The sequence below is a fragment of the Tenacibaculum aquaeponti genome (assembly GCF_057221555.1).
On sequence record NZ_CM170147.1, the window covers coordinates 1782194 to 1801657 of the forward strand.

The 19464-nt window shown below is 28.8% G+C and carries 16 protein-coding genes; 2 read left to right on the top strand and 14 right to left on the bottom strand.

Translation table 11 applies throughout. The features are described from left to right. The 4 genes from AC2TEO_RS07890 to AC2TEO_RS07905 form a co-directional block, all read right to left on the bottom strand. Positions 1-2370 (bottom strand): heavy metal translocating P-type ATPase, encoded by a 2370-nt coding sequence (locus AC2TEO_RS07890; protein ID WP_442267580.1) that lies wholly within the window; start codon positions 2368-2370, stop codon positions 1-3. A gap of 96 nt (positions 2371-2466) precedes the next feature. Next, positions 2467-3339 (bottom strand): RsiV family protein, encoded by an 873-nt coding sequence (locus AC2TEO_RS07895; RefSeq protein ID WP_442267581.1) that lies wholly within the window; start codon positions 3337-3339, stop codon positions 2467-2469. Positions 3340-3400: 61 nt separating this feature from the next. After that, positions 3401-4450: a response regulator gene (locus AC2TEO_RS07900; RefSeq protein ID WP_442267582.1), complete on the bottom strand. Its 1050-nt coding sequence runs from the start codon at positions 4448-4450 to the stop codon at positions 3401-3403. Beyond that, positions 4447-5694 (bottom strand): PAS domain-containing sensor histidine kinase, encoded by a 1248-nt coding sequence (locus tag AC2TEO_RS07905; RefSeq protein WP_442267583.1) that lies wholly within the window; start codon positions 5692-5694, stop codon positions 4447-4449. The genes AC2TEO_RS07900 and AC2TEO_RS07905 overlap by 4 nt, the downstream gene beginning before the upstream one ends. Before the next feature lie 110 nt (positions 5695-5804). Here AC2TEO_RS07905 and AC2TEO_RS07910 point away from each other — a divergent pair, with 110 nt between their 5' ends. Next, positions 5805-6203: a hypothetical protein gene (locus AC2TEO_RS07910; protein WP_442267584.1), complete on the top strand. Its 399-nt coding sequence runs from the start codon at positions 5805-5807 to the stop codon at positions 6201-6203. 79 nt (positions 6204-6282) lie between these two features. Here AC2TEO_RS07910 and AC2TEO_RS07915 read toward each other — a convergent pair whose 3' ends face one another. The 3 genes from AC2TEO_RS07915 to AC2TEO_RS07925 all read right to left on the bottom strand — a co-directional run bounded on the left by AC2TEO_RS07915 (position 6283) and on the right by AC2TEO_RS07925 (position 11443). Continuing rightward, the gene (locus AC2TEO_RS07915) at positions 6283-8337 is read right to left on the bottom strand and encodes a PepSY-associated TM helix domain-containing protein (protein ID WP_442267585.1); all 2055 of its coding nucleotides are present in this window, start codon (positions 8335-8337) and stop codon (positions 6283-6285) included. Beyond that, positions 8334-8639: a hypothetical protein gene (locus tag AC2TEO_RS07920; RefSeq protein WP_442267586.1), complete on the bottom strand. Its 306-nt coding sequence runs from the start codon at positions 8637-8639 to the stop codon at positions 8334-8336. Before AC2TEO_RS07920 ends, AC2TEO_RS07915 begins: the two co-directional genes overlap by 4 nt. A gap of 413 nt (positions 8640-9052) precedes the next feature. Then, positions 9053-11443: a TonB-dependent receptor domain-containing protein gene (locus tag AC2TEO_RS07925; RefSeq protein ID WP_442267587.1), complete on the bottom strand. Its 2391-nt coding sequence runs from the start codon at positions 11441-11443 to the stop codon at positions 9053-9055. A gap of 176 nt (positions 11444-11619) precedes the next feature. Between AC2TEO_RS07925 and AC2TEO_RS07930 the strand changes: the two genes are divergently transcribed. Then, a complete protein-coding gene (locus AC2TEO_RS07930) occupies positions 11620-12585 on the top strand; it encodes a helix-turn-helix domain-containing protein (protein ID WP_442267588.1) in 966 nt (321 codons plus the stop codon). 1 nt (position 12586) lies between these two features. Here AC2TEO_RS07930 and AC2TEO_RS07935 read toward each other — a convergent pair whose 3' ends face one another. From AC2TEO_RS07935 to AC2TEO_RS07965, 7 genes are read right to left on the bottom strand one after another with little or no spacing between them, the layout of a single operon-like run. Next, a complete protein-coding gene (locus AC2TEO_RS07935; RefSeq protein ID WP_442267589.1) occupies positions 12587-13498 on the bottom strand; it encodes a sterol desaturase family protein in 912 nt (303 codons plus the stop codon). A 20-nt stretch (positions 13499-13518) separates the two neighbouring features. Next, entirely contained in the window at positions 13519-14346 is an 828-nt protein-coding gene (locus tag AC2TEO_RS07940) for a crotonase/enoyl-CoA hydratase family protein (protein WP_442267590.1), read from the bottom strand. Next, the gene (locus AC2TEO_RS07945; protein WP_442267591.1) at positions 14339-15373 is read right to left on the bottom strand and encodes an alpha/beta hydrolase; all 1035 of its coding nucleotides are present in this window, start codon (positions 15371-15373) and stop codon (positions 14339-14341) included. The genes AC2TEO_RS07940 and AC2TEO_RS07945 overlap by 8 nt, the downstream gene beginning before the upstream one ends. 2 nt (positions 15374-15375) lie before the next feature. Next, a complete protein-coding gene (locus tag AC2TEO_RS07950; protein ID WP_442267592.1) occupies positions 15376-16476 on the bottom strand; it encodes a heparan-alpha-glucosaminide N-acetyltransferase domain-containing protein in 1101 nt (366 codons plus the stop codon). A gap of 10 nt (positions 16477-16486) precedes the next feature. Next, a complete protein-coding gene (locus AC2TEO_RS07955; RefSeq protein WP_442267593.1) occupies positions 16487-17068 on the bottom strand; it encodes a nitroreductase family protein in 582 nt (193 codons plus the stop codon). A 1-nt stretch (position 17069) separates the two neighbouring features. Beyond that, the gene (locus AC2TEO_RS07960) at positions 17070-18887 is read right to left on the bottom strand and encodes an IucA/IucC family protein (protein WP_442267594.1); all 1818 of its coding nucleotides are present in this window, start codon (positions 18885-18887) and stop codon (positions 17070-17072) included. Between the two features lies 1 nt (position 18888). After that, positions 18889-19464 carry a GNAT family N-acetyltransferase gene (locus tag AC2TEO_RS07965; protein ID WP_442267595.1) on the bottom strand — a complete coding sequence of 192 codons (576 nt, stop codon included), beginning with the start codon at positions 19462-19464 and terminating at the stop codon, positions 18889-18891.

Consider the following 19464-nt stretch of genomic DNA (forward strand, 5'->3'; position numbering starts at 1 on the left):
TTAAAGTTTTTTTCCTAAAATATTAGTTGCTATAGTGGTAAACACCACAATACTTATTGAACTTAAAGGCATTAGAATCGCAGCAATTACAGGAGATAATTGCCCGGTTACAGCGAAATACAATCCGACACTATTATATACCAGAGAAATGATAAAACAGTATTGAATAATACGCATGGTTTGCTGTGTGGCTTTTATAAATTTTGGGAGTTTTTCAAACTGATTCGCATCTAAAATTGCATCACATGCTGGTGAAAACACATTAATATCTTCAGATACTGCAATACCAACTTCACTTTGCATTAAAGCCCCAGCATCATTTAATCCGTCTCCAATCATCGCCACATTTTTATGTCTCTTTTGAAGTTGAGAAACATAGTCTAATTTATCTTCTGGTTTTTGATTGAATAATAATGTAGTGTTTTCTGGTAATCTTTTTTTCAAATACGCTTTTTCTCCTTCATTGTCTCCTGAGACAACAGAAAGATCATATTCTGAAAAAGTTTGAAATACTTCATCTACATGTTTACGGTAGGTATTTTTTAATGTAAACTTTCCTTTATAATCGTTTTGAATACTTACATGCACAGAAGTATCTGAACTAAATTGTTCTTTTTCATTTTTCACAAAAGAAGCAGATCCAACTTTAACATCAACACTAGCTACTGTAGCTTGTAAACCTTTTCCTGTATGTTCGAAAACATGGCTTTCTTTTTCCAAAGGAATGTTCGACATCGTTTCATAAATTGTTCTACTTAAAGGATGATTAGAAGCTCGTAATGTTGCTTTTAAAGCTTTCTTTTCTTTAAAATTTAAAGTAGACCCCATATACTTTACTTCACTATTTGCTCTAGTTGTTAAGGTTCCTGTTTTATCGAAAACCAACGCGTTTACTTTTGCTAACTGTTCTATAACTGTAGCATTTTTTAAATAGAATTTCTTCTTACCAAAAATTCGCAACATATTTCCTAAAGTAAATGGAGCTGCTAACGCAATTGCACACGGACAAGCTATAATAAGTACAGCTGTAAAAACATTTAAAACTTTAGATGCATCTGTAAAAAACCAAAACACACTTGCTAGAACGGCTATGGAAAGAATAGCAATAGTAAAGTGTTTACTTATTTCATTTGTTATAGTTGTAAATTTACTCGTTTTATCTTTTTCGAAAACAGCATTACTCCATAACTGGGTTAAATAACTTTGTTCTACAGAATTGATTGCTTCAATTTCTATAGCACCAGACAATTGTTTTCCTCCAGCAAATAATTTATCTCCTGATTTTTTCTGAATCGGATTTGCTTCACCAGTTACAAAACTATAATCGATTTGTGCATTTCCGTTAATAAGAATTCCATCTACTGGGATTAATTCTTGATTTCGAATTAAAATTCGATCTCCTTTTTTAATCTTATAAATCTGAATAGTTTCTTCATTTCCGTTTTTATTCACTTTCGTGACAGCAATTGGAAAATAGGATTTATAATCACGCTCAAAGGATAAATAATTGTATGTTTTTTGTTGAAAGAACTTTCCTAATAATAAAAAGAAAACCAAACCAGTTAAGCTATCGAAAAAACCACTTCCTAAATCAAATAATACCTCAACAGCACTTCTTATAAAAAGCACTAGAATTCCCAATGCGATAGGAACATCTATATTCAATAATTTAGATCGTAATCCTTTGTACGCAGAGATCAGATAATCTTGGGCTGCATATACAACTACTGGAATAGAAAATGCAAACATCAACCAACGAAATGTATGTTTATACTTTTCTAACCAAAATTCATTCACTTCAAAATACTCTGGAAAAGAAAGTAACATTACATTTCCGAAAGCAAAACCTGCCAAACCTAACTTATAAATTAAACTACGGTCTACATTTTTACTTCCCGATTCATAATCTTCTAAAGAAATATAAGGCTCATAACCGATAGAACTCAACAACACAACAACTTCTTTTAAAGTAACCTGAGTTACTTTATAGGTAATAGTTATACTTTTCTTAGGGAAATTGACTTGAGTAGTTATAATTCCATTTTGAAGTTTTTGAAGGTTTTCTAATACCCAAATACATGAACTACAATGAATATAGGGTATGTATAAATCTAGAATCTGTATGTTACCATCATTAAATGATAATAGTTTTTCAATAATACTTTTATCATCTAAATAATCATATTTACCTTGTATATCTTGAGGTGTTGCTCCCGGACTTTCTTGCAGATCGTAATAGCATGTTAAATCATTTAGCGAAAAAATCTCGTATACCGTTTTACAACCATTGCAACAAAAAGATTTATTATCAAAATCTATTTTTTGATAATCTTTACATTCATCTCCACAGTGATAACATGTTGTATTCATATACAGAATTTACTTAAAGCAAATTTCTGTATGAAATGAACAGTAAACTATGATATTAATCAGTTTATAACTTTTAAGTAAGTTATTTTGATGTTATTAAATAAAGCGATTCGACCAATTCTGCTTTAGTACTGGTTTTAATTTTTCTAAAGGAATCTCAATACAGTATGTTCCTACAAATGAAGGGCACATTACACAATCATTAAAATAAAAAATTAGTTGATCATCATTAATTACAAAATCATTTTTAGCAATTTCAAAGTCATCTAAACTTACTTCAAAGCACTCGTAAAATAAATCTCCTTTAGCAATTTGAGTTTTAATTTCTGAATTTAAAATATTATGAACTTCTGATAAGCTTCCCTGTAAAAAATAATCTTCAAAGTTTAATAGTTTACCATTTATTTTGTCAAAATTTACCGTTTTGAAAGTATAGTAAGCCGCTTTAGTTTGTGCATAGTGGTTTTCTAAATAAAAAAGTACACTTATATGTGTTTCTTTTTGCTGATATATTTTATACTCTGCAATTCTGTGCTCTCGTATTGGCTTTGTTTTTAGCGTATCACATAGTAATTCTTGACTTTCTAATATATCTTGCTCCATTTTAGAAAGTTGAATTAATTCATTCTCTACAAATTCATTAAACACCTCAAATTTAGGATTGTATTTTTCATTTAAATGAGGGTAACAAAAATCAATTATATAATTAGCTGTTTCCTTATATAATTGTTTGTGTAAAATATGATCTTTTATTTCGTTGCTATCATCTAAATCTGATATTATAGCTTCAATTTTTATATTTTGATTTAACTCTTCAGAATTAAGTTTGGTTACAACCGTATCTTTATGAATTAATGAATCTATAACTTTATTTTCTACAGAAATATTTGTTGGTTTTTTATCTATTTCACAACTGGTTATTAGTAATGCAACCAATAATCCAAACATTAAATAAGTTGTAATTTTCATGATAAATACTTTATTTGAAATGAAAAATATTTGTTTTTAAAAAAGTATAAAATGATAAAAATCATTCTACTAACTTTAAAGCCTCAATATCTACTATTTTTATATTTCTACCTTCTATTTCTATAATTCCTTTCTTTTTCAATTTAGATATACTGCGTATTAAAGTTTCAGTAGCAATACCCGCAACACTAGCCAAATCATGTCTAGCTATTCTTATAATATCATCTGGGTTTCTATTCATACGTTCTGCAAATTTTAGTAGCGTTGCTGCTGTTTTTTTATGAACAGAATTATAAGCCATATCTAATAATTGTTCTTTTACATCTTTTAAATTATCTGCTAAAAGATCAACTAAATCTAATACAACTTTATGATTTTTATGTAAAATAGAAATTAATTCAGATTTATGTATTCCAACAAGTTCTGTTGTTTCCATGGCTATAGCTGTTTCTTGATAAGGAATATTTTGGGAAAAAGAAGTATATCCAAATAAATCATCTTCTTTATATAGCGAAGTAGTTAATACTTTTCCTTGCTCATTAAGCTTAGAACATTTTACGACTCCTTTAGTAACTAAATAAATATAATTAGAATTATCACCTTCTTCGTATACTTTATCTTCAACATGAAATAAAAAAACAGTTCCGTTATCATCAAAAAAATTTTTTAAATCATTTAGATCTCTAAGTTCATTTTCATTTGTTTCTTCTACTACAGTAACTTTTTGCTCTTTTAAAATAGCAGATTTAGCCAATCTACTTTCTATTGCACTGATTAACTCTTCTTCAGTAAAAGGTTTTGTAATATAATCGTCTGCACCTAAGTTCATTCCTTTTCGTACGTCACTTCGTTCAGTTTTTGCTGATAAAAAGATAAAAGGGATAAACTGTGTTTTTGGGTTTTTAGATAAAATTTCTAAAACTCCGTAACCGTCAATTTCTGGCATCATTATATCACAAATAATAATATCAGGTAACTCTTCTAAAGCTTTTTGTATGCCTACTTTACCATTTTCGGCCATTATTACTTCATAGTAATCTGTTAACTCTAATAATTCGGCTGTATTTTCTCTTAATATAATATCATCTTCAATTAGTAGAATTTTTCTCATAATTCGGCTTTATTAGGTATCATAATTATAAATGTTGAGCCAACATTCTCTTTACTCGTAAAAGTAATAGTTCCTCCTAAATTTTCTAAATGATTTTTTACAATATTTAAACCTATACCTGTGCCTTCATTTAATAATACATTCTCTGCTCTAAAATAACGTTGAAATATGTTTTTCTGATCTTTCTCAGGAATTCCAAATCCTTGATCTTCTACCTGAACTGTAGTTTCTGAATGATTCTGACGAACGGAAATTGTTATCGTTGTATTTTCTGGAGAATATTTTACAGCATTACTTAATAAATTTAAAAAAGTAAGTTCCATTATTTTCTCATCTTGATAAATTGTAATGTCTTCCATATCTGAATTACACACAATTTCTTGACCTTTTTTCAATAACAAACTTGCTCCATTTATCGCCTCTTTTATTGTTTTTTTAATTTGAAAAGAAGTTAAATTATATTTAATTTCTCCTTTTTCAAGTTTTTCAACAGATAAAAAATCGTTTAGGATATTATTTAAATAATGAACCTTGTTTTTTATAATCGATAAATGTTTTTCTCTTTTTTCTTGTTGTTCGGTTAATTTGTATTTCGACAACAACATTGTAGACGTTAAAATTCCGCTTAAAGGCGTTTTAAATTCATGAGAAACCAATGATAAAAACTTTGTTTTTAATTCATTTAATTCTCGCTCTTTCTTTAATGCTACTTTCGCCTTTTTCTCTGCAACAATTCTTTTCTTATTTTCTTCATCTAACTGCTGATTCATTTTTTCTAATTCATCTACAGTTTCACTTAAACTTTTGGTTCTTTCTCTTACTTTATTTTCTAGTTTGGTATTTAACTCTAGGATTTCTAGTTCTTGATGTTTTCTCAAAGAAATATCTACAACTAACGCCATTGTATACATTTCTCCTTGCATTTCAAACGGATTTAAACCTACTTCTATAGGAAATACACTTCCGTTTTTGTGTGCGGCATACAAATCTCTTCCGTGCCCCATTTGTCTTTTCTGCTGTACTTTTAAAAATGAATTAAAATGCGAATCGTGAGTTCCTTTATACTTTTGAGGAATTAATGTTTTCAATTGCTGATTTAACAATTCATCTTTATCGTAACCAAACATAGCTTCAGCAGATGAGTTTACAACCATGATTTCTTGATTATTATCTACCACAATAATACCTTCTGAAACAGCTTCAAAAAGAGTATCAAAAATTATTCTTTCTTCCTTGTCGAACATTCAATTAGAAATTTGATATAAAGATATATTTTATTAAAAAGACTATAGCTGATATTTATCATTTCTTGCCTCAGCTGTTCATTTTATTTTTGTTTTGAATCGTATTTAGAATGAAAACAAAAAAGCTGAACATCAAGTTTTATCAGAATATTGCTAAAGTTTTTTATGCAATCGCTAAATCTGACAACCATATTAATTTACATGAAATAAATGCATTAAAGCAGGTTGTTAAAGATAAGTGGTTAATGATTGATGAAACTTTTGATGTATTTGGTACCGATACTGCTTATCAAATAGAAGTTGTATTTGATTGGCTTTATAGTAAAAATGCTACCACTAATGATTGCTTTTCTGATTTTATAGAATACTATTATAATCATCCATATTTTTTCACAGACGATGTAAAACACTTAATACTAGAAACATCTAACCTTATTGCTAATGCTTTTAAAGGAAAAAACAAATCTGAATTATTAATTCTTAATAAACTTGAAATAGAATTGAACTAAATAATTCCTTTATATTTCATAAATAATAAAAAAGCTTTAGAAAAAATCTAAAGCTTTCTGTTTTACAAACATACTAGTTCTATTTTACACTATCTGATTTCCAATACAATATTTCTTTAATTAAAAAGATATTTGCTACTACCATTAAGAATAAAATTAGAATTTCTGAAACATTACTCATTTCGTAAATCATAGCCGTTATCCAATGATAAATATTAAATAATCCTAATAAAACTGCCCAAATTAAAGAAATCCACTTAAACCATTTTTGAGCAAATTCTACAGTTAAAATTGCAAATAAAAACGCCATCCCTTCTAAAATAATTCTCCATTGATGTGCCCATCCTGGAATTTCTCCATCGGCTCCTTCTAACACTAAAGATTCTTGAAAATACACATTTGCTATTCCGTAAACATGATGTATAATGAATCCGATAACCATGGTTAACCATAGTATGATAATTTTTGTTCGCATTGCTATAAAGTTTTTATCTATTGTTTGTTCTTTTAATTGATTTAATTTTTCTTCTTCCATTAACTGTAATTTGACTGCTTTATAATCGATAGGATTCTTCGTAAATGAACTTTGAGTTTTTATTTTTTTATTAATTTTAGTGTAAGCCAATAAACTTATAATCCCAATACTTAACCATAACATATCTACAGTTAAAATATCATACTGATGCTCTTGAAAAGAAGTCCATATCCATTGTTTAGAAACAATTCCGTTTACTATTGGAATTAAAACACCAGTAATTCCACCAAGTAATAAACTGATCTTATTTATTTTGTAATTATCTCTTTTAAACCTCATGAATAATATTGCCAAAATCCAAAGTGTGAAGTAGAAATAATATATGGCAGATTGTGAATTTGTGAATCGCGTTCCAAATAACTTTATGAAAAGAAAAGAAATTGCTGTTACTGGTAACATCGATAAACATATTGACAAATAAATATGCCCAATGTTAGCTGTAAATAAACGCTGACTCAAAGTCATGCTTTTTTTATTTCTAGCTTCAACCCAAATTAGAACTCCCGATAGTATGACAAAACAAGTAATTAATGCTAAGACGAAATAAATGATTTTCATGAAAACACCTCCGAAATCACCAAAATGTAAACGAGTTAAGACTCGTTGTGTATCTTCAATATAGTTTAGTTTCTCTGGATTTTTATCTGCTTTTATTAATCCAGTTTCCATATCAAAAATTACTCTTCCTAAACCAACAAATCTCTCAGAATCTTTCAACTCACCCTGAAGTACATACTTCATATTAGTGCCACTATAATTTCTTATAAATGCAGTTGTGAATTCAAACTCATTCCAAAATGTATCTGATTTTTGGATAAAGTCATTAAAAAGAGGAAGCTTCTCTGTTGTTTTTTCTTTCCAGACATACGTTTTTCGTTCTGGACGAATATCTTCTAAAAGTTTGGTTTGATCTCCATTATAAAGAAAATTAGCTGGAAGTAAAACCAAAATGGATAAACAAAAGTATGCTCCTGTTACTGCAAAAATAAATTGAAAAGGTAATCCTATAATTCCTAAAGCAGTATGTGCATCTGTCCAAACTCTTTTTAAAGCGATCTTAGGATTGAATGTATAAAAATTTGAAACTATTTTTTTCCAATGTACTATCACTCCTGTGATGATTGCAAATAAGAAAAATATGGCTACAAAACCTGCCAAATAAATTCCAATAACAGGAATTTGATGAAAGAAATGTAATCTGTATAAGAACTCTCCAATACCATAATACTCGTGGTACTCTTTTCTCTCTTCAGTATGAATGTCTAGCGAAAAAAACTGTGCAGTTCTGCTCTTTTCTGTTGCTGTAGAATCTTGACTAGCTAAAAGATATACATAAATTTTATCTTCATGCTTACCTAAATCTATCTGTAGATCTCTACCAGATAAATCATAATCTTTATTTAATGTTGCTAATAATTTATCATAATCGATATCCTTTCTATTGGTATAGGTCGATTTTATTCCTTCTTCCCAAATTCCAATTTCATCTTTGAATAAAGCAAAAGCTCCAGCAAAAAAAATAATATATAATGCTACACTAATTACGATTCCACTTACAGTATGTGTATTGAAAAAAACATTGTAATTTCTATTACTCATGATACAAATGGATTTTCTTTTTGAACTAAAGTGTATAGAATAAAAAGTAACACAATAATCAATACATACAGTAGCAGTGATTTGAATCCGTTTTTAAATAAAAATGGAATTATCAATAATGCTCCCCAAATTAAAAACATGGTAAAAATTGATGTGATTAAAATCTCTTTATGAAATGGTAAAACCAAGGCTGCAATCATGTGCAATAAAACTGTTATAATATAGCCTCCAAGTATACCAGAAACAATTTTAGTTCCTTTATGCCAAGACGACGTTGTTAAGTATTTTCTATTAGCTGGCATAATTCAAGGTTAATTCGATTATAATAGAAAAAATCATAACAAAAAAGGTATAGTTTGTTTTAAATAACCGTAATGGATATATACATATTACAAGACTCAACAAACTACTTAAAGCAAATAACCAGAATAAAAAACCAAGTGTAAATCCGTAAGAAAACATAGCATAAATTAATGCTGAACATAATATCGTTAATCCTATTATTTTCTTGAAATAAAATGACCTATTTAAGATACTATCTAAGGAAGAATTGTTAAATAAAACTACTTTGTTTGAAGTGCTATACATTACAAAAACACCTATTAATAAAATTGAAATTTCAACGGTTATCATGATTTAATTTTTTAATCACAAAACTCTAAACCTTAAGATTTAGAGTTTTGCTTTCATGGCTTTAGTTCAAATTACTTAAATCTTAAAATTTGTATGTTAAAGCACCAAAGTAAGCTCTAGGTTGTTGGGGGGTAAGTGTACTCCAACCTTTATAATACACTTCATTTGTTAAATTATTTACATTAAAACTTACTCTAAATTTGGCATGATTGTAATATATACCTGCATTAAACACAGTATATGCTGGAAGTGTAAACTCACCTACATGCGGATATCCTTCCATAGTGTTATAATCACTTGATCCATTAAATCCTGCAGTAACTCCTAAGTTTTTAATTTTACCTTCTTGGAATCTGTAATCTGCCCAAAAGTTATATGTAAACTCTGCTCCTGCTTCACCAAATCTTTGACCAATTAACAATGGATTAGAAGTTGACTCAACTATTTCTGAATCGTTGTAAGCAAAACCTCCTCTAAGATTTAAACCATCAACAGGATATGCGTTGAAATCTAGTTCAACACCTTGACTTTTAATTTTTCCATCTTGTTGCTGTGTAGCACCAAACCCTGTGATTTTATTATTTATAGTAATATTATAATAACTAACAGTAGTTTCTAATTTATTCCCAAATAAGTTTGCTTTTACTCCTCCTTCAAACTGATCTGCATTTTCTAAGTCGAATGAACGTAATACTAATGGTGAAGTTAAATCACCTGGAATTGAGTTTACTAAAACAGGATTTACATAATTAAATCCATTTTGGTAATTAGCAAATACAGAAACCTTATTTAAAATTGGTTGATATACTATTCCCACTTTTGGTGAAAATGTAGATTTCGTGTATTCAGTTGCGTCGTCTGAAACGGTATTTTTATCTCCTTGATAATCGAAACGATCATATCGAACTCCAGCCATTATTGATAGCTCTGGTAAAATATTTATAACGTCAGAAACATAAGCACTTAATACGTTTTGATTCACATTTGTATTTGCATTAGCTGCGCCATTAAGAGCTAAGTTTAAATTATTTCTATTAGTTGGTAATCCTTGAATTAATTGCCCCTGAGGAGTGATCATATTTAATAACCTAAAATCTGAACTATTATCAATATTTTGAGTTTCTAAATAATCTACTCCAATTAATACTCTATTACGAATTCTTCCTATTTTTAGATCTCCTGTAAAATTCTGCTGAATATCTAAAGAATTAGTCTCTGCATCACTTTTCTGACCTACAGTAGCTAAGAAGGGATTTGGTTGTGTAGCATCTAATGGATTTGCAAAAATGTTATTTATAAATGTATAATACCCTTTTGATTTTGCACTACTTCCAGAAATAAGAGTTTGTGAAGACCAATTATCAGTAATTTTGTAAGCAATCTCACCTCTAAAATTCTGTGTCGGATTACTTATTTGAAGACTATTATCTGTAAAAGATAAGTTAGGGTCGTAATTTAATGTTTCTAAATTATTAAATGCTAAAGGTCCTAATCTGTTTAAGAATAAGAAAACAGGATTTGTTTGTTTGTTTCCAGAAGCTTCATAATTAAAGTTTAATGTTAATCGATCATTAACCTGATATGAAATAGCTGGTGCCATAAATACCGATTCTCTTAAACCAGCATCTTGAAAGCTATCTTCAGATTGAAAACCTGCATTAAATCGAATAGAAAATTTTTCACTACTATCTGTTGTATTTACATCTAATGCTAATTTCTTAAACCCAAATGAACCACCACCAACAGAAATTGTTCCTCCTGTACCTTTATATGGTTTTTTTGTTACAATATTAATTAAACCTCCATAAGAAGTAACAGTACTACCAAACAATGTCGCTGAAGGTCCTTTAATAACCTCTACACGTTCTACATTAAACGGATTAATAAAACCATTGGTAATACCTGGCATACCATTTACTAATTGTGGCTGTGTAGCAAACCCACGAATAGAGTAATATCCTGCTCCATCTCCTGCTCTTCCAGTAGATTGCCATAATTTATCAACTCCTACAGCATTTTTTAAAGCATCTTCAAAATTATTAACATTTTGAGAAACTAATAATTCATCTGTAATAGTACTATAAACTTGAGAGTTTTCTATATTTTTAAGAGGTAACTTAGCCACATAAGCTGTTTTTTTTCTCGAAAATTTATTTTTTTGATTTGTAATTGTCACTTCTTTCAATAGTTCATTCCCTTCATAAAGAACTATAGTAGAGTTTTTAGATAATTCTGAAAAACTAACCGTTTTAGTTTTAAATCCTAAGTAAGAAAAAACAATTAAATCGTTTTTATTCGCGATAATAGAAAACTTTCCTTCTATATCAGTTTCAAATTGTTTTGTTGTTTCTTTTATTATTATTGTAACCCCCGGTAAAGAAACATTGTTGTTATCTACAACTTTTCCACTTATTTGAGCATAATTTATTACGCTGTATAAACACAGTAGAAAAAAAAGTATAATTTTTTTCATTTATTTTTATTTAGACTGATTTAATATTAATTTCGCAGCAAATGTAAATTGTTCCCCGTATACTGCAAAATTATTTAGAATAATTTTAAATAATAAAGCAAGTTATTATTCGAGTACAAAATTATATACAGTAATAGGCTTTAAAATGACGTAACTGGGATAAAAAATGACGAACTATGGATACTATTAATATAATAGTTGATACGACTAATGAATATGTTTTAGATGAAATTCTTGAATTAAAAGAAATAAATGATCATTGTGGTTTAACTACAAAGAAATACAGTCTTAAAAATGAATTCGGAGTAGGTGAAGTAATCTCATGGAATTTTGAAGGCTTAATGGTTCGAAAAAGAGAATTTATATTTAAAAAACCAATCAAATTTAAAGGTTTCTATGAAATAGATTCTTTAGTGTATTCTGTATTATTAAAAGGCGAAAAAAAACTTTTTGTTCCTAATCCTAAGATTGAATTAATTCAAGAAGAAATGGAAAGTTGTATTTCATTTATTAATAAAACAAACGGATATATCGCTTATCCAAAAAATATAACAATTAAAGAAATTGTTATTAAAATGTCTCACGAATTTATAAAGAAGCATAGTTTATCATCTTCTTTTCCGATACATGAAAACTATGCTGTAGAAAATCTTCGTGAGAATTTCACAAATCAATTGGATTATAAGACAGAAAATATCATATATGAAATCGTATCAGATAATAAATCGGGATTATTAAAACGTTTATTTTTAGAATCTAAAGCTTTAGAATTATTAATACTCCAATTTGATAATCAAAACAAAGGCATTAATAATTCTACAACTTTGAAGAAAATATATCTTGTTAGAGATTTAATTACAAACAATTTACACATGCAGTATTCTGTTAATGAATTATCTAAGAAGGTATTTTTAAATGAGTTCCTCTTAAAAAAAGAGTTTAAGAAAACTTTTGGAATTACCATATTCGAATTTGCTCTTCAAGAACGTATGAAAGAAGCTAAAAATTTATTAATAAATAATACTAAACCTATTTATGAAATCGCAGAACTTGTTGGGTATAAAAATCCAACTCATTTCTCTGCGGCTTTTAAAAAAATTGAAAAAATAACTCCTAAACAATTTCGAAATAAAGAACAATAATTTAAGCTATGCTTTTTTCTTTCTTAGCTTTTTCTCTATAATACCTTGCTTTTTTTCCTCCATCAATATGATTCCAGCCTGGCGGCATAAAAATGTATTTTATTTTATCTAGAAGAGTAGGTGCATTTTTAATGTCTATCCATAATTCTTTCCAAAGTAAAAACTGAACATGCCAAAAACTCTCACTATTTAACGTATCATGCATTACGCCATACTCTATTTTTTCTTCTTTTATTTCTTTCTGAAAGGTTTTAAATAAACGATCCCAAATACTAAATGTTTCGCCATAATTTCTATCTAAATACACATGATTTCTAGCATGATGTACACGATGTACAGATGGAGTTACAAGAATTTTTTCTAACCATTTATGTTTCCAAACATATTTTTCATTGATATGCGTTAAAGTTGCATATAATCTTGCAACAGGCTCTATAACAAAAATCATAAAAGGATGAAATCCAAGAATAGGCAACCAAATAAAATTAAAAGGAGTAAAAAATACATCAAAAATAGACCCTCTTGCAACTACTGTTAAATTCATTTCTTCTGCTGTATGATGCACGCCATGAATACACCATAAAACTCTAACTTTATGGCCTAAAAAATGAATAAAAAACACTGTGAAATCGTATAATAAATACGCCAAAATCCAATTATACCAACTAAAATCTAAATTGAATAATTTATGTTCGTATAGCCAAAACATACTTCCCACAATAAAAATTTTAGCCAATAAGAAATATGGGATACTTTGAATTAAATAAGAAAGAATACTTACTATACCTTCCCTTTTCTTTTCAATGTAATTAGTTAGAAAAAGTATTCCTAATTCTAATAACATCAACACTAAAACAATTACACTCATATGCTGTAATTGTTGCATTATATTCTCTATTGATGATAAATTCATAATTATCGTTTCCTTTCGTATTATTTAAGTTGTTTTTCTTTTCGCAGTTGCGCTTTAATAATTAATTCCATTCTTCTTAAACTTTCTTTTTCCATGTTCATACAAGCTTCTACCCACATACTTGTTATGTCATATAGTTCTTTCTTTTGAAGAGGAAATATTTTTTTTATACACTTGTAATGATTATAAATAAAATTGAAACTGTTTTTAGAGATATAGTTGATTACAGCATCTATTTCTGAACAATTATCATCAAAAGTCATATTTATTAATCCTTTTTGTTTTAGTTCTTTTGCTTTGTATACATCTCCACTATATAAAATTTCCATTGCAGATGAAAGGCTAATCTTTCTACACAAAAAGCTATAAGCTCCCATTCCTGGAAAGAGATGAAACTTATTTTCTGGTAGACAAAACCGTGCCTCTTCATTAGCAACAATAATATCATGTGCCATTACACATTCAAAACCACCTCCATAGGCATTCCCATTCACCAAGGCTATACTTAGGACAGGGAGCCCAAATGTATTTTGTATATTATAAACAGCATCAATACACAGATTAGCATATTCTGTAAGTGCGTCTCTATTATTTTCTTGAATATTTTTATAGAAAAAAGGTAAATCTCCTCCCATATTATATACTTCTTTATGAGAAGAAGCAGAAACTAAGTACTTTAATGGATACTTATTATCTGAAAACATTATATGAATATCTTTAGATAAATCTTGAAATTCTTTTAAAACTTCTATTGAAAAGTTTGGAATACCAGTGGTTGCAATTTTCCAAAACATCATTTCATACTCTGGATAATAAGCAACTTCAAAATTTTTATAAGTCTTAATCATTCTTTTTTATTTTAAAACTTTCCTTTAAAAAACTACATATTTGTTCTAAAGCAGCCATAGATGCTTGTGTATCTTTAAGGGCATTTAACACAATAAAATCATGAATAGTCCCTCCATATCTTGTAGAGATTACTTGAACATTTGCCATACGCAACTTCTTAGCATAAGCTTCTCCTTCGTCTCGTAACACATCGTATTCTGCAGTTATTAATAATGTTTTTGGAAGTTCTTTTAACTCTTCTATAGTTGCTTTTAAAGGTGCTACAGTTGATAGATTGTGAGTTTTCACATCTGGAGTATAAACTTCAAAAAACCATTGCATTGTTTCTCTAGATAAATAATGTCCCTTTGAAAATTGATGATAAGATGCTGTATTTAAATTAGTATCAGTAACCGGATATAATAGTACTTGTCCGCTTAACTTAAATTCTTTTCTTTTCTTTGTCATTAAAGCAATTACAGTTGCCATGTTTCCGCCAGCACTATCACCTCCTACAATAATTTTATTAGAATTTAAACCTAAATTTTTTCCAAATTTACTGATGTATAATGTTGCTAGATAAGCTTCTTCATTTGCAACTGGATACTTTATTTCTGGTGTTTTAGAATATTCAACAAAAACTACCGCCGCTTTAGCTTTATCTGAAATATCAGACATTAAACGCTTATGGGTTTCAAAACTATTATAAGCCCAACCTCCACCATGAAAATACATTAATACAGGTAATAACTCCTTATTATTTATAGGTTTAGTAATTATAACATTAACGTTTTTATTACGAAGCTCAAACGAATGTTTTTCAAAAGTTACTTTGCTGTAAGAAATTGAACTATCTCTTTGCATATTTTCCATTGCGTTTCTGGCAATGTTAATAGGCAGTTCATGAATTGGCGGACCATCATAAGAATGAATAACTTCTAAAAATTGTTGAACCGTAGGATCTAATCCATAACTTCCTGCTAGTTTAGCTTGAGCAAGAATACTGTATTGCAAAAAAGCAACACATAAGAAAATTATAAACCTCATTACTAAACTGTTTGGTGAATTAATCTTGCTTTCTTTTTTCTCTTAGGAATAACATATGAATTATAGATATACAACAATAAGAATGTTCCTAAATTGATACCGAAAATGATCAGTAGTGTGATTGGTTCATTGTAATGAGAAAAATTTGCTAAAGGCAGTAACCAATAAATTAAAACCCATTGAAGAATATAAAAAGGTGTGACATTTTTACTGCAATAGAATAATAATTTACTGATATAATTTTCTTTCGGAAGTAATAATTCTATTCGATAATAGACCCAAAATAATACTAATAAAATCCCCATTAATCCCATACTTCCTCCAGGACCTAAATGATAATAATCTCCGAAATGATATTCGTAATTATAATCACAAAGTAATTTACCAATGATTAAAAAAACTATTCCGAAATATAGCATCGGTTTAAATAAAGATTGATTAGCGTCTTCTGGTTTATCTTGATAGCTTAAACCAAAATATAAGCCTACTAAAATGAAAGATAACCAAGGAAATAATGGAAAATAAACATCAAAATTATTACCCCATAGTAAATTTAATATGTAATCGATTCCAGGAACTCCAAGTTGAAAGCCACTTACAACTTTAGACAGCCACATGATTATTAAAGCTAGAATGATTAATACATATTTATTTTTAATTAGAAATTTAAAAGAAAGTCCGATTAAGAATAATGAAATCCCTACCAATTGAAACATATCTCCTTTTAAAAAATAATTCCACATTCTATCTGGAGCATTAAGTGCTAAACCACTAGCTTCTACAAAGCTTTCTGGAAAACCTCCAAAAAGTAATAAAGGCACAATGAATCTTAGAAAATTTAAGACATAACCCAAAGCAATAATTAATAAAGCTTTCCTTAAAATACCATTTCTATTTGCATTTCTAGAAAAGGCAAAAGAAATTCCCATTACTATAAGAAATATAGGAGAACCTCTTTCTAGTAATTGTACAAAATTACCAGTAACAGTATTTTCCCAAGTTTCCATACTTGAATAAAGCATCATTACATGTACAGGTATCATCATCAAAACACTAAAGCCTCTAACGAAATCAACTCCTCTTACTCTATTTTGTTTTTTCATTTAATCTGATTTAATTTTTAAAATCCCAAGTCAATTTTTTAGACAATGGTTTTCTTCTTCTATTGCCCAATGCAATATTTTCTTTCAATTTTCCCATGAATAAGATTCCTAGAAACTGTTCTCCTTCTTCTAAAGGAATTCTTTTTCCGTATTCCATAGTTGCTGAAGCTGTATCCCAGTAACAACCGATATTCGCAGCAGTACAACTTAACCACATATTTTGAACTGCACAGGAAATTGCTGCAATTTCTTCCCATTCTGGAAGTTGTGCTCTTTTAGTAGGTTGAAAAATTACACCTAACAGTGTAGCATTTTTCGCATATTGCTTTGTAGATTGAAAACGCTCTGTAGAAAATTCTTCTTCAGTATATAGTTCTCGATAATATTTTGCCATAAACTCACCTAATGCTAATTTGTGATTTCCTTCTAAAACCACAAATCGCCAAGGTTGCGTTAATTTATGAGTTGGTGCCCATAATCCATTCGACACAATATTTTCAATAGTTTCTTTAGACAATTGTTCTTCAGAAAAATCGTATGCATATGTTGATCTTCTATCTTTAATCAGCTTAGTAACCGCTTCAAAAGTCATACTATATCGTTTCTAAAGATGGTTTTGATTTTGTTTCTTTTTTGAATTTCGCCAATGGATTTTCAAGGGTTCCTACGAGTTTTAAACTTTCAATAGGATCAGCTAAATTCAGCATTTGCTTAGTATTTCCTAATTGGAGTCTATTTAAACAACATCGATCAAATTCATCAACAAATAAATCGTAACACTCATACTTATCCATAAACTCCGGATGTTGCTCTTGATATTCATAAATACAATCTGCTACCAATTGCCAGAAGTTATATTCAGAAAAGTTGACATGAAGTTCTAATTGTTCTCCTAAGAATCTGAAAAAACAATCAAATACATCTGTGAAAATTGATAAAACTTTCATTTTATTTGAAGTCTCTGTGTACAATCTATCAACATGCTCTGGTAAATTCATTTCTTTATTGAAAACAATTACCTCTTCTGTGATGTCTTTCATCAAAACATAAACTGGAGTATCTTCTTCTAAAACTAATATTAAGTTTTCTCCGTGAGGCATAAAAACAAACTCATATTTGTAAAAACAATGGAGTAATGGTGCTAAATATGCTTTTAAATAACATTGAATCCAAGTTGTAGTTCCGTACGGAGATTTATCAATTAATCCTGCTAAAAGAGAATTATCTTCTGCATCTATATGTAATAGTGCAGCCATTGTTAACACTCTTTGATTGGAACTAATTTTAGTAAACGGACTTTCTCTCCACAATGCAGATAGCATTTTATTATGCGGATTTGTTTTTCCTAAAACTTCATAATAATGATTCTGATAACCAATAGTTGCAACTTCACCTAACATGGTAAATCCATTATTAGTTAAGTATTCATCTTCAGCAAGTAAATCGGTTATCCAAGTTGTGATTGGTGGCGTACTTTGCATATAATAAGGCGATAAACCACGCATAAATCCCATATTTAAAATCGACAAAGCTCCTTTTGTATACAACTTTTCTGGATTAGTTCTATTAAATAATGTTCTGAGGGATTGCTGTGCTGAATAAAAATCATCACTTTCACCAACTAAAACAATGTTTTTCTTGGCGATATCAGCTGCAAAAACATGGGTGATTTTGTTGGTCCATTGCCAAGGATGAACAGGCATTAAAAGATAGTCTTCAGTTTTTACATTAACTTCTTTTAAAATTTGGTTGAACTCATATACTTTTTTCTTTCCTAGTTCATTATTTAATAAACTTTCATATTCAAAACCTTTTACAGCGGTGTAAGTTGCATAGTTTTTATGAACAGCTAACCATAAAATTTTAAATGGTGTGTTTGCTTCCGGAGCATATAAATGATAGTCGTTGGTATTAAAACCTATCCTTCCGTTATTTGCTACAAAACAAGGATGACCTTCTGTCATTGCATGTTCTATTTCTTGAAAATTTTGAGTCGCAAGTTCTGTTGCTGAATATTTTTCGTTTGATAGTTTGTAGGCCGCGCCAAAAAGAGTGCTTGTTATTTCTTCTAAATAGGTGGCTAAAAACTTATCTGGAATTCCTAAAGTAAATTTAAATTCTGTGATAAAATGAATTGCATCTAAATCTAAATTATTTCCTTTTGCATCATTTTTTATGATACTATTTTTATAAATACTCCAATGATCTAAAAAGTTCTTTTTAGCTTCAAATTGATACTTGAATCTCTCACAATCAGTTTTAATTTCATAAACTGAATATTCACCTTTTTCCTTTATAAAACTTGGCTTTATAATAAGCTCATGAGCAAATTCACTGATTGCTTTTTTAATTAAGTTACGATTTACAATCTTCCAAATATGAGGCTGTAAATGTGCTATATATTGTGACATTTTATATCTTATTTATGGCTTTTTGAAATGATTCTCTTGTACAAAAAGCTAGTGAAGCTATTTTATGTGATAATTCTATATCCTTTTCATAAATGAAACCTGCTTTTTTGTTTAATACATGAATTTTTTCATTGTTCTTATCCGGTTCAACTACTACCCTTTCTACAAAAGGTAAGCTGAAAAAATATTCCATAACTGTAGAAAACACATGCCATGTAAATTGTGGAATTCTTTTCTCAACTGGAGCTACCAAAATGTGCATTCCATAATCATCTAACAAAGCATTATAATGATTTGAGATTTCATCTTCCGAAGCTTTGTAACGTTCCATAAGAAAGATTGGAACTTCATTTAATAAACCAATAAAAGTATGGTGATTTTTATTCTCTTCTATTTCTTGATAAGCTTGTTTTATTTCCGCTAAGGTTTGACCTAACATTCCCCAATACTTTGCATATGGTTTTGTTACCCACTCATAAAGAAAATTGATATCCTCTTCCAAATTGATAGGACGAATGCTCATTTTTCCTACATCAGGAATATCTTTCGAAAAAATTACTGTAGTAGTTGAAATCAT

What these genes read in the sequence shown, in the direction of transcription:
- AC2TEO_RS07920 (WP_442267586.1), bottom strand. Translation starts at nt 8,639, where the DNA reads ATGCCAGCTAATAGAAAATACTTAACAACGTCGTCTTGGCATAAAGGA.
- AC2TEO_RS07960 (WP_442267594.1), bottom strand. Translation starts at nt 18,887, where the DNA reads ATGTCACAATATATAGCACATTTACAGCCTCATATTTGGAAGATTGTA.
- AC2TEO_RS07935 (WP_442267589.1), bottom strand. Translation starts at nt 13,498, where the DNA reads ATGAATTTATCATCAATAGAGAATATAATGCAACAATTACAGCATATG.
- AC2TEO_RS07925 (WP_442267587.1), bottom strand. Translation starts at nt 11,443, where the DNA reads ATGAAAAAAATTATACTTTTTTTTCTACTGTGTTTATACAGCGTAATA.
- AC2TEO_RS07910 (WP_442267584.1), top strand. Translation starts at nt 5,805, where the DNA reads ATGAAAACAAAAAAGCTGAACATCAAGTTTTATCAGAATATTGCTAAA.
- AC2TEO_RS07890 (WP_442267580.1), bottom strand. Translation starts at nt 2,370, where the DNA reads ATGAATACAACATGTTATCACTGTGGAGATGAATGTAAAGATTATCAA.
- AC2TEO_RS07915 (WP_442267585.1), bottom strand. Translation starts at nt 8,337, where the DNA reads ATGAGTAATAGAAATTACAATGTTTTTTTCAATACACATACTGTAAGT.
- AC2TEO_RS07905 (WP_442267583.1), bottom strand. Translation starts at nt 5,694, where the DNA reads ATGTTCGACAAGGAAGAAAGAATAATTTTTGATACTCTTTTTGAAGCT.
- AC2TEO_RS07945 (WP_442267591.1), bottom strand. Translation starts at nt 15,373, where the DNA reads ATGAGGTTTATAATTTTCTTATGTGTTGCTTTTTTGCAATACAGTATT.
- AC2TEO_RS07950 (WP_442267592.1), bottom strand. Translation starts at nt 16,476, where the DNA reads ATGAAAAAACAAAATAGAGTAAGAGGAGTTGATTTCGTTAGAGGCTTT.
- AC2TEO_RS07895 (WP_442267581.1), bottom strand. Translation starts at nt 3,339, where the DNA reads ATGAAAATTACAACTTATTTAATGTTTGGATTATTGGTTGCATTACTA.
- AC2TEO_RS07965 (WP_442267595.1), bottom strand. Translation starts at nt 19,464, where the DNA reads ATGATTTCAACTACTACAGTAATTTTTTCGAAAGATATTCCTGATGTA.
- AC2TEO_RS07930 (WP_442267588.1), top strand. Translation starts at nt 11,620, where the DNA reads ATGGATACTATTAATATAATAGTTGATACGACTAATGAATATGTTTTA.
- AC2TEO_RS07940 (WP_442267590.1), bottom strand. Translation starts at nt 14,346, where the DNA reads ATGATTAAGACTTATAAAAATTTTGAAGTTGCTTATTATCCAGAGTAT.
- AC2TEO_RS07955 (WP_442267593.1), bottom strand. Translation starts at nt 17,068, where the DNA reads ATGACTTTTGAAGCGGTTACTAAGCTGATTAAAGATAGAAGATCAACA.
- AC2TEO_RS07900 (WP_442267582.1), bottom strand. Translation starts at nt 4,450, where the DNA reads ATGAGAAAAATTCTACTAATTGAAGATGATATTATATTAAGAGAAAAT.